This window comes from Clostridium saccharoperbutylacetonicum N1-4(HMT) (assembly GCF_000340885.1).
GTDB classification, from domain to species: Bacteria; Bacillota; Clostridia; order Clostridiales; family Clostridiaceae; genus Clostridium; species Clostridium saccharoperbutylacetonicum.
Window position 1 is genome coordinate 953,979 of the sequence record NC_020291.1, and the last position, 13,914, is coordinate 967,892.

At 30.0% G+C, this 13,914-nt stretch carries 13 protein-coding genes and 1 riboswitch; of the genes, 8 read left to right on the forward strand and 5 right to left on the reverse strand.

What is annotated here, in order from left to right:
- Positions 1 to 333 precede the first annotated feature (333 nt).
- A complete protein-coding gene (locus CSPA_RS04225) occupies positions 334 to 1,833 on the reverse strand; it encodes an amino acid permease (RefSeq protein WP_015390967.1) in 1,500 nt (499 codons plus the stop codon).
- A 156-nt stretch (positions 1,834 to 1,989) separates the two neighbouring features.
- Positions 1,990 to 2,166, reverse strand: a riboswitch (Lysine riboswitch).
- 315 nt (positions 2,167 to 2,481) lie between these two features.
- Between CSPA_RS04225 and CSPA_RS04230 the strand changes: the two genes are divergently transcribed.
- From CSPA_RS04230 to CSPA_RS04240, 3 genes are all read left to right on the forward strand, one after another.
- Positions 2,482 to 3,315, forward strand: a complete 834-nt coding sequence (locus CSPA_RS04230) for a transporter substrate-binding domain-containing protein (protein WP_015390968.1) — start codon at positions 2,482 to 2,484, stop codon at positions 3,313 to 3,315.
- Positions 3,316 to 3,400: 85 nt separating this feature from the next.
- Positions 3,401 to 4,207 carry an amino acid ABC transporter permease gene (locus tag CSPA_RS04235; RefSeq protein WP_015390969.1) on the forward strand — a complete coding sequence of 269 codons (807 nt, stop codon included), beginning with the start codon at positions 3,401 to 3,403 and terminating at the stop codon, positions 4,205 to 4,207.
- The gene (locus CSPA_RS04240; RefSeq protein ID WP_015390970.1) at positions 4,207 to 4,971 is read left to right on the forward strand and encodes an amino acid ABC transporter ATP-binding protein; all 765 of its coding nucleotides are present in this window, start codon (positions 4,207 to 4,209) and stop codon (positions 4,969 to 4,971) included. The genes CSPA_RS04235 and CSPA_RS04240 overlap by 1 nt, the downstream gene beginning before the upstream one ends.
- Before the next feature lie 134 nt (positions 4,972 to 5,105).
- Here the strand turns inward: CSPA_RS04240 and CSPA_RS04245 are convergent, their stop codons facing one another.
- The 4 genes from CSPA_RS04245 to CSPA_RS04260 all read right to left on the reverse strand — a co-directional run bounded on the left by CSPA_RS04245 (position 5,106) and on the right by CSPA_RS04260 (position 8,454).
- Positions 5,106 to 6,281 (reverse strand): metallophosphoesterase, encoded by a 1,176-nt coding sequence (locus CSPA_RS04245; protein WP_015390971.1) that lies wholly within the window; start codon positions 6,279 to 6,281, stop codon positions 5,106 to 5,108.
- Positions 6,282 to 6,509: 228 nt separating this feature from the next.
- Positions 6,510 to 7,313: a hypothetical protein gene (locus CSPA_RS04250; protein ID WP_015390972.1), complete on the reverse strand. Its 804-nt coding sequence runs from the start codon at positions 7,311 to 7,313 to the stop codon at positions 6,510 to 6,512.
- On the reverse strand, positions 7,307 to 8,011 hold the full coding sequence (locus tag CSPA_RS04255) for an ABC transporter ATP-binding protein (RefSeq protein WP_026106449.1): 705 nt from the start codon (positions 8,009 to 8,011) through the stop codon (positions 7,307 to 7,309). Before CSPA_RS04255 ends, CSPA_RS04250 begins: the two co-directional genes overlap by 7 nt.
- 74 nt (positions 8,012 to 8,085) lie before the next feature.
- A complete protein-coding gene (locus CSPA_RS04260; protein WP_015390974.1) occupies positions 8,086 to 8,454 on the reverse strand; it encodes a GntR family transcriptional regulator in 369 nt (122 codons plus the stop codon).
- 246 nt (positions 8,455 to 8,700) lie between these two features.
- Here CSPA_RS04260 and CSPA_RS04265 point away from each other — a divergent pair, with 246 nt between their 5' ends.
- The 5 genes from CSPA_RS04265 to CSPA_RS04285 all read left to right on the forward strand — a co-directional run bounded on the left by CSPA_RS04265 (position 8,701) and on the right by CSPA_RS04285 (position 13,864).
- Positions 8,701 to 9,747, forward strand: a complete 1,047-nt coding sequence (locus CSPA_RS04265) for a PocR ligand-binding domain-containing protein (RefSeq protein WP_015390975.1) — start codon at positions 8,701 to 8,703, stop codon at positions 9,745 to 9,747.
- Between the two features lie 162 nt (positions 9,748 to 9,909).
- Positions 9,910 to 10,830 carry a quinolinate synthase NadA gene (gene nadA, locus CSPA_RS04270; RefSeq protein ID WP_015390976.1) on the forward strand — a complete coding sequence of 307 codons (921 nt, stop codon included), beginning with the start codon at positions 9,910 to 9,912 and terminating at the stop codon, positions 10,828 to 10,830.
- Between the two features lie 19 nt (positions 10,831 to 10,849).
- Positions 10,850 to 12,157, forward strand: a complete 1,308-nt coding sequence (locus CSPA_RS04275; RefSeq protein WP_015390977.1) for an L-aspartate oxidase — start codon at positions 10,850 to 10,852, stop codon at positions 12,155 to 12,157.
- On the forward strand, positions 12,135 to 12,971 hold the full coding sequence (gene nadC / locus CSPA_RS04280) for a carboxylating nicotinate-nucleotide diphosphorylase (protein ID WP_026106448.1): 837 nt from the start codon (positions 12,135 to 12,137) through the stop codon (positions 12,969 to 12,971). The genes CSPA_RS04275 and nadC overlap by 23 nt, the downstream gene beginning before the upstream one ends.
- A gap of 155 nt (positions 12,972 to 13,126) precedes the next feature.
- Positions 13,127 to 13,864: an ATP-binding protein gene (locus tag CSPA_RS04285; RefSeq protein WP_015390979.1), complete on the forward strand. Its 738-nt coding sequence runs from the start codon at positions 13,127 to 13,129 to the stop codon at positions 13,862 to 13,864.
- The last annotated feature ends 50 nt before the right edge of the window (positions 13,865 to 13,914 follow it).

The following is a 13,914-nucleotide window of genomic DNA, read 5'->3' on the forward strand; positions in this document are numbered from 1 at the left end:
CCAAATATAAAAGCTCCAGTGAGAAAGTTCGTGTTTCCAAATATAAAATTTGGACACTTACTTTTTGGACATTCACTTTTGGACATGCTAAAATGGAACAAGCTCCCATTAAGAACCTTCATCAGCTCAATTTCACATGCCTGCTCCAGAAAAAATGTATCGGATTTCTAGTGTAGTGTTACGATTATAATTTCTCGATAATGCATGCATATTCCATTTATAAGTTTGATTATTAAATTGGATATCTATACTCTTAGAACTTGATAATTGTTATATAAAGAAAAAGCGTAAGGTAACTTTACTAGAGTACCTTACGCTTTTTTAATTAATAAGTTAGTTTAGATCAAATGATGTGTTAGATAAAAGAGTTTCATCATTTACTTCCTTGCTAGAGTTATCAGAAGCAGAAGTATTATCATTATAAGATAAATCAACTTCGTCTAAAGGAATAACTTTAGTTTTATACTTAATTTTATACCATGCATATAAACCAACAAATAGAGGGATTCCTATATAAGAAGCAATTAACCCTTGCCAATCTACTCCGTCAGGTTTTATACATGAATAACCTTGTCCAACGATTATAATTATACACATTAATAATGCTAATATAGGACCAAAAGGATACCACATAGCTTTATATTTCAATGTACCTAAATCTTTACCTTGATGAATAAATGCTTTTCTAAATCTATAGTGACAAACAGCAATACCAACCCAAGCTATGAAGCCAGCAAGTCCAGATGCTGCAACAATCCATACATAAACTGTACTTTCAGCAAAAATTCCAGTTAAGAAACAAGCAGAAGCAACTATAGTTGTTAATATTAATGCATTTATTGGAACACCACGCTTATTAGTCTTAGCAAAAAGCTTTGGAGCCATACCTTCTTTAGCCATTGAAAAAAGCATTCTAGTTGAAGCATACATACCTGAATTACCAGCAGATAATACAGAAGTTAATATAATAGCATTCATTAAAGATGCAGCACCAGCTACACCAGCTCTCTCAAATACCATTGTGAATGGGCTTGTATCAACGCTTGCTTCAGTAAATGGTATTATTGCGCCTAAGATTATAATTGTTCCTAAATAAAATATTAATATTCTCCAAAATATAGATTTAATTGCCTTAGGAATTGTTTTTTCAGGATTTTCACTTTCACCTGCAGCAACACCTATAAGTTCAGTTCCTTGAAATGAAAAACCAGCAATTAAAAATATAGCAAAAATTGATTTTATACCGCCGTGGAAAGGACCATCTTCAACAACATAGTTATGAAATCCAATTTCACTTCCACCCATTATACCAACTATCATTAAAATACCGATAATTAAAAATACAATAACTGTAACAACTTTAATTCCTGCAAACCAGTATTCTGATTCACCATATGCTTTTGATGATAGAATATTTAAACCAACTATTATAATTAGAAACATTATACTCCAAACAAATCCACTAACATTTGGAAACCAGTATTTCATAATTAATGATCCAGCAACCATTTCTGCTGCAACTGTTATAGCCCAGTTATACCAGTAGTTCCAACCAAGTGCAAAGCCAAGAGCTGGATCTATAAATTTGGTAGCATAAGTACTGAAGGAACCAGAGATTGGCATATGTGTTGCCATTTCACCTAAACTAGTTATTAAAAAATATACCATAATTCCGATTAGACCATATGCGAGTAGTGCACCACCAGGTCCTGCTTGATTTAAAGTGTCTCCCATTGCAACGAAAATTCCTGTACCAATGGAACCGCCTAGAGCAATCATGTTTAAATGTCTTGCTTTTAGACCTCTTTTTAACTCGTTATTCTTTTCATCCATTATTCTATTTACTCTCCTTATAATAAAAATTTTATAAGTAAGCAACTAAGATAATACAAAGATTTAAACAATAAAAAAATGCCATGAAAGCACCTTCATGACATAAATACGAAAATTGCATATAAAAAAATAAATGCGTTATATCGTAATATTTCCATTGAAAATAGCTCTCCACAAAATAATTTGTGACAGTCTTATGCATATTCTACATAAGCCCAGCAAATAGTATTAAAGCAATTTACTATTTACTTCGGCGAAATTTCCTTTCGTATTACATCGGTTTGCTTGTAATAAAATAATATTACTCTTAAATTTCGCGCCTCTATCTTAGTTATCTAACTATTGATTTATATAATTATCTAATAAAATCAAAAATAAGTCAATGTTTTATAATATTTTAATATAAAAATTAAAAAAAGTGATTTTAGTTAATTTAACAGAAATGCTATTTTATTGATAGATTGTTAATGAAATTGGTGGAATGGTAATAAAATGTTTAAAAAATAAACGAAAAGCTTTTTAATTGACAATGATATAGGCGGAGGGTATAATTCAGTATAGAAATAATTGTTATTGACAATGTGGTCAGCTTTATTAAAGAGGTTGGCTTGTTTTTTTAGCAATTGAATATTGAAAGGGGACTATATTATGAAAAAAATAAGAAAAATAATTGCAGTAACTTTATGTGTTGCAACTATTTTAGCATTAAGTGGTTGTGGCGCTAAAAAGACAGGAGATGACAAAGTCCTACGTGTGGGAACAGAAGGGGCATCTGCACCATTTAACTGGACTCAAACTGATAATTCAAATAATGCAGTTCAGATTAATGGGACCAATGAATATGCAAATGGGTATGATTTAATGATTGCTCAAAAGATTGCAGATAAAATTGGGTATAAATTAGAAGTTCATAAAATGGACTTTGATGGATTAATTCCTGGTGTAAGCACTGGTAAAATAGACGTTGCAATTGCACAGATGAGTATTACAAAAGAACGTATGCAAAGTGTAGACTTTTCAGATCCATATTATAAAGCTAATATAGTAGCACTTACTAAGAAAGGAACTTCATATGAAAATGCTAAAAGTGTTGCTGATTTAAAGGGCGCTATTTGTACATCACAGTTAAGTACAGTTTGGTATGATATGTTAAAGCAAATTCCAGATGCTAAGATTCAACCTGCTATGGATACTGTACCTTCACTTATAGTTGCTTTGTCTTCAGGTAAAGTAAATGTTGTTACTATGGATAAGCCAACAGCAATGGCTGCAGTTTATTCAAATCCAGATTTAGTTATGATTACTCCAGAAGGAGACAAGGGATTTAAGGCTTCTGATGAAGATGTAAATATCGGTATTGCAATTAAAAAAGGAAATAAGGAATTGACAGATAAGATTAATAAGGCTATTTCAGAAATATCAGAAGATGATCGTAACAAAATGATGGAACAGGCTATAAAAAATCAACCATTATCAAAGTAGCAGTAAAATAATAAGGAGGTTTTTTGATTAGCCTCCTTTTTGTATTTTTACAGTAGTAAAATATTTTTGTGAGGTGGAAAATAGTATGACATCAAATTTACCAGAAGGTTTTTTTCAGTGGGTATGGTTTATATTACAGCAATATGGAGGATTGTTTCTACAAGGAGCATTATATACACTTTTAATTGCAATAATTGGTACTGTAGCAGGATGTATTATCGGTTTTTTTGTGGGAATTGTACGGACTATTGAAGTGAGCCCAGAGGATAATACAATAAAGAAAGCCCTATTAAAGTGTTTACATTTGATATTATCTGCTTATGTAGAATTCTTTAGAGGTACACCAATGATAGTGCAAGCTATGGTGATATATTATGGTGCTATGGAAGTCTTTAATATTGATATGTCTCCATTATCTGCAGGATTATTAGTTGTGTCTATTAATACAGGTGCATATATGGCAGAAACTGTGCGTGGTGGAATTGCTTCCATTGATATTGGGCAGACTGAAGGTGCAAAGGCAATTGGAATGACACATTTTCAAACCATGTTGTATATCGTGCTTCCACAAACATTGCGTAATATTATGCCACAAATAGGTAATAACTTAATTATAAATATTAAAGATACATCCGTATTAAATGTAATATCTGTAACAGAATTATTCTTTTCAGGTAAATCTGCAATTGGTACATATTACAAGTACTTTGAAGTGTTCTTTATAATATGTTTGATTTATTTTGTCATGAATCTTACTGTTTCTAGAATATTACGTTTTATAGAAAAGAAAATGGATGGTCCAGATAATTATAAGTTAGTTAAAAGTGATTATATGTCAGGAGAAATAACAGAAAATAGTTCTATTATAAAAGTGAAGGGAGGAAAACAATAATGGAAGCTTTAAAAAAATTTGATAATGTAACTCCTATCTTAGAAGTTAATCATTTAGGAAAAGCTTTTGGAAGTAATCAAGTGTTAAAAGACATTGATTTTAAAATTAAACAAGGCGATGTAGTTTGCATTATTGGTTCGTCAGGATCTGGTAAATCAACCCTTCTTAGGTGTATAAATATGTTGGAAACTCCTACTTCAGGGGAAATATTACATGATAAAGAAAATATATTAAATAAACGTAAGGAAATAACTAGTTATAGAGCAAAAGTTGGGATGGTATTTCAACAATTTAATCTTTTTAACAATATGAATGTAATTGAAAATTGTATGATTGGAGTTACCAAGGTATTAAAAAAGGATAAGGAATATGCAAAGAACATTTCATTGAAATATCTAGAAAAAGTAGGTATGGCACCTTACATTAATGCTAAGCCTCATCAACTTTCAGGAGGACAAAAACAGCGTGTAGCTATTGCTCGTGCATTAGCTATGGAACCAGAAGTGTTATTATTCGATGAGCCAACAAGTGCATTAGACCCTGAAATGGTTGGAGAAGTTTTAGCAGTTATGCGTGAACTTGCTAAAGAAGGTATGACAATGATTATAGTTACTCATGAAATGGCATTTGCTAGAGATGTTTCAACTAGGACAGTATTTATGGAAAAAGGGGTCATAATTGAAGATGATATACCACAAGTTATATTTAATAATCCAAAGCATACACGTACTCGTGAATTTTTATCAAGATTTATGGAACAATGATGGTTTTCATATCATTGATTGTACATGTATTTAAATAAGATAAAAAGCAATACTATCTATAAAAAATAAAAGAGCGTTATGCTCTTTTATTTTTTATAGATAATTTAATATTCAAATTTTTAATATAAATTTGGTTATGGTTTATTAAAGTTAATAGTTATCTTCACAATTTCACTATTGCTTCCAGTTCTTATAGGAGGTCCCCAAGTGCCGTAACCTGAACTGACAATTAAATTGAAGTTATCTTTTTTTAGAAGACCATAAGCATCTTCATATATTGCATTAATTATCAGATTACCAGGGAAGAGTTGTCCTTTATGTGTGTGACCTGAAAGTTGTAAATCTATATTTTCAGCCTCTGCTTCTTCTAATTTATCTGGTCTATGATTTAAGACTATCATAGGAAGAGATTTATCAGTATCTTTTAATATTTCATTAAGAGGAGCTGTATTATTATGTCCAGAATTTCCACCTTGTCCTTGATCACTTCGTCCAATTATGTAAAAACTATCAGCAATTTTTATCGATTGGTCCTGTAAGTATTTAATATTAGCATCTTCGAAATAGGTGATAGTATCTGTTAAATTACCAGCTCCATATTCATGATTTCCTGTAATGGCATAAACTCCATATTTTGATTTTATGTTTTTAAATTCATCTCTTGAGTATTCTTTTAATTCAGTAGTAGTACTATCATCAAATATATCTCCGCAAAATACTACAACGTCAGGCTTTAATGCATTTATTGAGTTAACCATTTGAGAAATTCCATTCTTTCTTACTCCTATACCAATGTGAACATCAGACAGCATAACTACATTTAAGGAATTAAGACTTCCAGCATTTTTGTTTATATTCACTTTGTAATTTGTTACAACTTTATGCTGACAATTCCAAGCACCAAATGTGAGGATAATTAAAATTGTTATAAATACTGAAATTCCATTACAATATATTTTTTTTAATCTTTTCTTTATTGTGATTTTAAAATTTATTTTTTTAATAATGAATTTTAATAAATCCACAAGAGGCAATATTAGAATTGAGTAGAAAAAGAACCCAAGATAAATTGCACCAATTATTTTTGAAGTCTCTGTGATAAAATTATCTGTTGATGAAATACCACGAAGTATATTGCTAAAAATGAAGGATAATGCAATACTCCAATAGATTATCCAATAGACTATATGTTTAATTCTATCATTAATATCTATTCCAATTCCTTCAATTGCAAATTTCACTTTTCTTCCAATGTAATATGAAAGCAGTACAAAGGCCATAAGTACTACTAAAACAATTAGAATTGTCATTATTATTTATTTCACCGCCCTATTATTATATCTGCGTATATGCTTTATATTTAATATACTTGTCCAATATCCATTCTAATTATTAATGTTCAATTATAAATTGTCAATTAGTCACTAAAGCTCAAAGGAGAAAGTTCATGTATATGCTGTTGATTTAGTAAAGCATTTATTAAAAATTATGCCTTCATTAAACAAAATTAATAATTAGTTCTAATGAAGGCAGTGAATTTATTCTAAATTTAATTTATTTTTTAATATATAGTTAGGTATTATAAAATAAGCAATTAAGAAAAGTAAATTATATAGAATGCCAAGCAATAACATCATATGAACTGGGTAAGGTGAATGTATATTATGCAATAGTGTACTTAAGTTTGTATATGAGGCAGCTGTTCCTAAAAGTTGTGTAATTATTCCAGAGATGATACTTAAAGCTATAAAAGCACAAAAGGATAACAATATTCTGTGTTTGCTAAATAAGTGCCCAATTGATATAGAAGAGTAAATCATAGCAATTGATGATGACATTGATAATAAAGCTAGAACAATAAATTCAACAATAAATGCAAATACATGTACTCCAATTTCAGCAGAAATTTCAGAAAAAGCTTTAGAAATTTCAGAGAAGAAGTCACCAAAAACAGTAGGATTAAATGCCATTATAATAATTGAAAGTATTGCAACTAAACCACCAATTATATTCCAAAAAACTGCAATTGAAAGCTTGCTTGCGATATTAGTTGTTGTACTTACAGGCAGTGTGTTCATTAAATATCCTTCATCTCCAAGTAAGTTCTTATAAAATCTTTGTATGATTATAAATAGAGTTACTATAACAACTGCAGCCATAGTACAGCCGTAGGCAAATATGCTTAAAATAAAAGGTAGTGCCCCCCAACCTTCGAGTTTTTCTGATAAACCAGTACCTATAAAGAATTTAATTATAGTAGCCAATACTAATAATGCAATGTAAAGTGGAATAAGGGTTCTACCAGTTGCTTTTATTTCATATTTCATTAATTTTCCTAACATCTAAAAACCTCCCTAAATAGAGCATCAACACTCTTTCCTTCATTTTCTCGAATTTCATCAACACTTTTGCTTAAGAATATTTTTCCATAAGATATAAATACAACATCATCTAATATTCTTTCTATATCTGAAATTAAATGTGTACAAATAATAATTGTAGCATTTTCATTGTAGTTAGATATTATTGTATTTAAAATGTAATCTCTAGCAGCAGGGTCAACACCAGCTATAGGTTCGTCTAGTAAGTAAAGATCTGCTTCTCTGCTCATGACTAAAATAAGTTGAACTTTTTCTTTAGTACCTTTTGACATAGTTTTTAGTTTATCGTTAGGATTAATATTTAATTTTTCAAGCATGCTATATGCTTTTTCTGAGTTAAAGTTATCATAAAAATCTTGGAAGAAATTTATTATATCAGAAACTTTCATCCAATCATTTAAATAAGTTCTTTCAGGAAGATATGATACAATTTTTTTTGTTTCAATTCCAGGCTTATTTCCAGCTATAAGGATTTCTCCGCTTGATGGAGTTAACAAGCCATTTGCAATTTTTATTAGTGTACTTTTTCCACTTCCATTAGGTCCTAAAAGACCAACAATTCTGCCACGATTAATTGTTAAATCTATACCTTTTAATGCTTCTTTATTAGAATATGTCTTTATTAAATTTCTACATTCTAAAATAGGGCTATTATCCATGCTGAAATTTTCATTAGAAATATTGGTATTAGCTTCATTAGAATCATGCAATATTTTATTGTAATCATTATTCATTATTTCATCTCCTTGGATATAATTGTAATAAGTTCTATTGTTTCTTGGTTTGTATAACCGATTTTTCTCATGTTATATAGAAATTTTTCAATTTGTTCTTGAGCCAAATTATTTCTAATATCTTTAATCATTTCAATATCCTCCGTTATAAATCTACCACTTGTTCTTTGACTAAATACTAATCCAGTACGCTCTAATTCTGTTAATGCTTTTTGCATTGTATTTGGATTAACAGCTGCGTCACCTGCCATATCTCTTACAGATGGTAATTTTTCACCAGCCTTATATATGCCTGAAACAATTCTGAGCTGAATTTGTTCCATAAGCTGCATATAAATTGGCCTATCATCACTAAAATTCCATGACATAATCTCACTCCTTAAATTATATAAATTGTATTATTGCATTATTGTACTAAGTTGTTAATACAATAATACAATTATTAAAAGATCATGTCAATACCTAATCTTTTATTTTAAGTGAAAATTTTAGCATATTTCATTTAAATATATTAAGATAGATTAATAAAACTCGATAATAAACTATGAGAATGTAGAGTGTATAAAGTTTTTTAGAATGTTTTTTATTATATGAATGAAAAGGGGTAGAGTGTTATGATAAGAATATTAGATGGCAATACGTTGGATATGGATGCATTGGAAATAAAGGATATAATTGATATTGATCTACTGCAAAAATTTCAAGATGATTTTGCTTTTGCAATGAATTGTGCCAGTGTAACTGTAGATAAAGATGGGACTCCAGTAACAAAACCAAGTTCTTATACAAGATTTTGTGATGGATTTATACATACAACTAAAAAAGGTGATGATAGATGTGCAGCATCTCATAAGAGAATGGGAGAAGAAGCTGCTAGAACAGGTAAACCATATATAGGACCATGTCACGCTGGGCTTGTTGATTTTGCTGCGCCAATTATTGTAGAAGGAAAATTAATTGGTACAGTTTTAGGAGGACAAATGGTGACTGAAAGTCCTAAAGAAAGTAATGTTCTTCAAATTGCTAGAGAAATTGATGTGGATGGAAATGGACTTGTAGGGGCTTCAAGAGAAGTTAGTGTAGTTGATTTAAAGCATATAGAAAAAGGAGCAAGCGTATTACATATTGTAGTAAATGCCTTAGCTAAAAATGGATTTAATGGTCTTGAATTAGACTTAATATCAAAAAAATTATCCAATAATTTTATGCAAGTATCTGCAACAATAGAAGAACTTTCAGCTTCAGCAAATAATATTTCATCACAACAAGAGGAATTAAATAGTGAAATTAGTCATGTCGGAGAAATAACAGAACAAATTAATAACATACTTGATGCAATAAAGAATATAGCAGCTCAAACTAAGATGTTAGGTCTTAATGCATCGATTGAAGCTGCCAAGGCAGGAGAAGTTGGAAAAGGATTTTCTGTTGTTGCAACAGAAATAAAAAATTTAGCAGAGACTTCAAAGGAAACAGCAAAAAGTATTTCTGATTTAACAAATAAAATAAAAGAATCAGTTGATGGAACTGTAAAAAATGCAAAGATAACTTTAGATACAACTAAGGAGCAATCTAGAGCAATGGAAGCCGTTTCAGCAACTATTCAAGATTCAGTATTTGTTGTAGATCAATTAAGTAATATGACAGAAAATTTAAAATAGAATAAGTTTAGTAAAAAGACTATCTCTAATTAATTTTGGAGATAGTTTTTTGTTTTTTACAGCAATAGTAATAATAATTTTCTCAATAAGTTGAAGATGAGATTTTGTATGATATAATTATGTGTATATACACGTGTAATAAATATTAAGAAGAGGTGTAAAATGACGAGTGATTTATCAGAAGAAATATTAAGATTAAAGAAAGAAAAAAATGCAATTATTTTGGCTCATTATTATCAACCAGGAATTATTCAAGAGTTGGCAGATTATGTTGGAGATTCTTATTACTTAAGTGAAGTTGCGAGAGATTGCAGTGAAGAGGTGGTAATGTTTTGTGGAGTAAGATTTATGGCAGAAAGTGCAAAAATATTATCACCTAATAAAAGAATTTTGATGCCTTGCCCTAGTGCTGGCTGTTCTATGGCAGATATGGCAAGTGGAAAAGCTTTATTAGAATTAAAAGAAAAATATCCAGAAGCATTTGTTGTATGCTATATTAATTCAACATATAACGTTAAAGCGCACTGTGATGTAGCAGTAACATCTTCAAGTGCGTTAAAAATATTAAAAAATATTCAGAGCAAGCAAATAATGTTTTTACCAGATAAAAATTTGGGAGAATATATTTCTGAATTTTTTCCAGAAAAAGAGTTTATCTTGTGGGATGGATTTTGTAGGTGTCATAATAAAATAAGCAAGAAAGATATATTAAAGGTAAAAGAGGAACATAAAGAAGCAAAAGTTTTAGTTCATCCAGAATGTCCAAAAGAAATTAGAGATATGGCTGATTATGTTGGAAGTACGAGTGGAATAATAGATTATGCAACCAAAGATAAAGGAAGTAAATTCATTATAGGAACCGAAGAAGGTATTTTACATGAACTTAAAAAGAAAAATCCCACTAAAAACTTTTTTATCCCAGGGGATAAGATATGCTGTCAAGACATGAAGATGACAACCCTTGAAAATCTCTATGATGCACTATTAAATATGAATAATGAAATAACTTTAGATGAGGAGATTAGATTAAAGGCTCTAAAATCCTTAGAAAATATGCATAAATTAGGTTCTGTAGAACCTTAAGAAAGTTAGGCGATTATAAGTGAATAGATTTGTTGATGTATTAATAGTTGGTTCAGGGGTATCAGGTCTTTATTGTGCATTAAATTTGAGAAGTGATTTAAATGTTTTAGTGGTATGCAAAGGCAAGATTGATTGCAGTAATACTTATTTAGCCCAAGGAGGAATATCTGTTGCAAGAGATGAAAAAGATATTCCGATATATATTGAAGATACTTTAAGGGCAGGAAAGTATAAAAATGATTTAGAAGCAGTTAAGGTTTTAGCTTTGGAATCTAGGGTGAATATAGATAAGTTAATAGAGATGGGAATTGAATTTGATAGAAATGAAGATGGAAGTTTAAATTACACAAAAGAGGGAGCACATTCTATAAATAGAATCGTTCATACAAAAGATAATACTGGGGAGAGTACAGCAAAGATTCTGATTAAAAATGTTAAACAAAAAGATAATATAAAGATTTATGAGGAAACTTTTTTTATAGATATTATAGAAAAGGAAGAACGCTGTATTGGAGCAGTACTTTTAAAAGAAAATGAGCAGATAAATGTTTATGCAAAAGCTGTGGTTCTTGCGACAGGTGGTATTGGTGGATTATATAATAACTCAACAAATCAAAGGATATTAACAGGAGATGGAATAGTAGCGGCTGTAAAGCATAATATATCATTAAAAGATGTAAATTATATTCAAATACATCCAACAGCATTTTATGAGGAAGAAACAAATCAAAGAAGATTTCTAATATCTGAGTCTTTAAGGGGAGAAGGAGGGATTCTTACAAATGTTAATGGAGAAAGGTTTGTTAATGAGCTGTTACCAAGAGATGTTGTTTCTCAAGCAGTATATGAACAAATGGCAGAAACTGAAACTCCATATGTAAATTTAGATATAAGATTCTTAGGCGAAGATTTTATAAAAAATAGATTTTCAACTATTTATAGAGAATGTTTAAAGAGAGGAACTGATATTACTAAAGAATATATTAAAGTTTCTCCGGCCCAACACTTTTTTATGGGTGGGATAAGAGTGGATTTGAATTCTAGAACTTCTATGAATAATTTATATGCAGTTGGTGAGACAAGCTGTACTGGAATACATGGTGCAAATAGACTTGCTAGTAATTCATTGCTTGAAGGGCTTGTATTTTCGAGAAGAGCTGCAAATTTTATTAACAATATTGTTGATAGCTTAGAGATTGAAGTCTCTATTGTGGATAAATTAAATAAATCAATAGAAAAAGTTTTAAGAGAAAATACAGAATTAGCTAAGGCAGTTATAAAAGAAAAGGGTGGAATATTAGATGATCAATTACTTAGTTGTAGATAAAATAATAAAGACTGCACTTTTAGAGGATATTCCTAATGAAGACATAACAACTAACTCAATTATCGATGAAAAAAGTATGGCTACTGTGGAATTATTATGTAAAGAAGAGGGCATAATTGCAGGACTAGATGTGTTCAAAAGAGTATTTGATATTTTAGGAAATGTAGAAATAAAATTTTGTAAACATGATGGTGAAAGTGTATATCCTAAAGAGAAGATTGGATTATTAAAAGGCAGCACTAGAAATTTATTAATGGGTGAGAGAATAGCACTAAATTTGCTTCAAAGAATGAGTGGGATAGCTACTTTAACTAATAAATTTGTTCAAGAAATAAAAGATACAAATACAAAATTATTAGATACAAGAAAAACAACACCAAATTTAAGAACTTTAGAAAAATATTCAGTAAAAGTTGGTGGAGGGTGTAATCACAGATTCAATTTGTCAGATGGAATTATGCTTAAGGATAATCATATCAGTGCTGCTGGAGGAATACAGAAGGCTGTCATGCTGGCAAGAGAAAATTCTTCATTTGTTAGAAAGATAGAAGTTGAAGTTGAAAATCTTGATATGGTAAAAGAAGCTATTGAAGCTAAGGCTGATATAATTATGCTTGACAACATGAAGCTAGACACAGCAAAAGAGGCTGTTAAGCTTATAAATAAAAGGGCTTTAATTGAGTTTTCAGGGAATGTAGAATTAGGTAATGTCAAAGAAATAGCTGATATAGGAGTAGATTACATATCAGTAGGAGCTTTAACTCATTCAGCTAAAATTCTTGATCTTAGCATGAAAAACTTAACTTTGTTATAAGACAGAATTAAAAAAGTATCATTATTGATGCTTTTTTTATTATTATTTAATTTGTTTCAAATGAAACGGAAAATATAATTAAATTCAAGTATACTAAAATCAATAAATCACTTAAATATAATAAAATATAAATGAGGTTTAGGAGGACGAGATTTATGATAAGAAGAGTAATTAAAATAGATGAAGAAAAATGTAATGGATGTGGACTTTGTGCAAATGCATGTCATGAAGGAGCAATAGGGATAATAGATGGAAAAGCTAAATTACTTCGTGATGATTATTGTGATGGGTTAGGAGACTGCCTTCCTTCATGTGCAGTTGGGGCTATTACATTTGAAGAACGTGAAGCGGTAGCTTATGACGAAGAAGCTGTTAAAATAAATATGGAAAAGAGAAGAATGGAGGTAAAAAACATGGAAGCAAATAACAATGGAAAAATTCATCTTGGATGTCCAGGAATGCAGGGAAAAGTAATTAATCGTGAGAAAGTGGAAGTTAAAAAGGATGTTAGTAGTAATGGAGAGGTAACATCTCAATTAAATCAATGGCCAGTACAAATTAAACTTGTGTCACCAAATGCAGCATATTTAAATAATGCAAATTTACTTATTGCAGCTGACTGTACAGCATATGCATATGGAGATTTTCATAATAAATTTATTAGAAATAGAATTACATTAATAGGCTGTCCAAAACTTGATGAAGGAGATTATTCAGAAAAGCTTACAGCAATTTTAAAAATGAATGATATCAAGAGTGTCACTGTAGTGAGAATGGAAGTTCCTTGTTGTGGAGGAATTGAAAATGCCGTTAAGAATGCATTAAAAGCTTGTGATAAGATGATTCCATGGCAGGTAGTAACTATTTCAACCAATGGAGAAATCATAGAATAGCAGATGAATATAAAATTAAGGTATGACTGTAGCATCAAATTATGATGAGC

Bases quoted from the DNA above. Each gene is read 5' to 3' on its own strand.
- CSPA_RS04225 (WP_015390967.1), bottom strand. From the start codon at position 1,833: ATGGATGAAAAGAATAACGAGTTAAAAAGAGGTCTAAAAGCAAGACAT.
- CSPA_RS04230 (WP_015390968.1), top strand. From the start codon at position 2,482: ATGAAAAAAATAAGAAAAATAATTGCAGTAACTTTATGTGTTGCAACT.
- CSPA_RS04235 (WP_015390969.1), top strand. From the start codon at position 3,401: ATGACATCAAATTTACCAGAAGGTTTTTTTCAGTGGGTATGGTTTATA.
- CSPA_RS04240 (WP_015390970.1), top strand. From the start codon at position 4,207: ATGGAAGCTTTAAAAAAATTTGATAATGTAACTCCTATCTTAGAAGTT.
- CSPA_RS04245 (WP_015390971.1), bottom strand. From the start codon at position 6,281: ATGACAATTCTAATTGTTTTAGTAGTACTTATGGCCTTTGTACTGCTT.
- CSPA_RS04250 (WP_015390972.1), bottom strand. From the start codon at position 7,313: ATGTTAGGAAAATTAATGAAATATGAAATAAAAGCAACTGGTAGAACC.
- CSPA_RS04255 (WP_026106449.1), bottom strand. From the start codon at position 8,011: ATGGATAATAGCCCTATTTTAGAATGTAGAAATTTAATAAAGACATAT.
- CSPA_RS04260 (WP_015390974.1), bottom strand. From the start codon at position 8,454: ATGTCATGGAATTTTAGTGATGATAGGCCAATTTATATGCAGCTTATG.
- CSPA_RS04265 (WP_015390975.1), top strand. From the start codon at position 8,701: ATGATAAGAATATTAGATGGCAATACGTTGGATATGGATGCATTGGAA.
- nadA (WP_015390976.1), top strand. From the start codon at position 9,910: ATGACGAGTGATTTATCAGAAGAAATATTAAGATTAAAGAAAGAAAAA.
- CSPA_RS04285 (WP_015390979.1), top strand. From the start codon at position 13,127: ATGATAAGAAGAGTAATTAAAATAGATGAAGAAAAATGTAATGGATGT.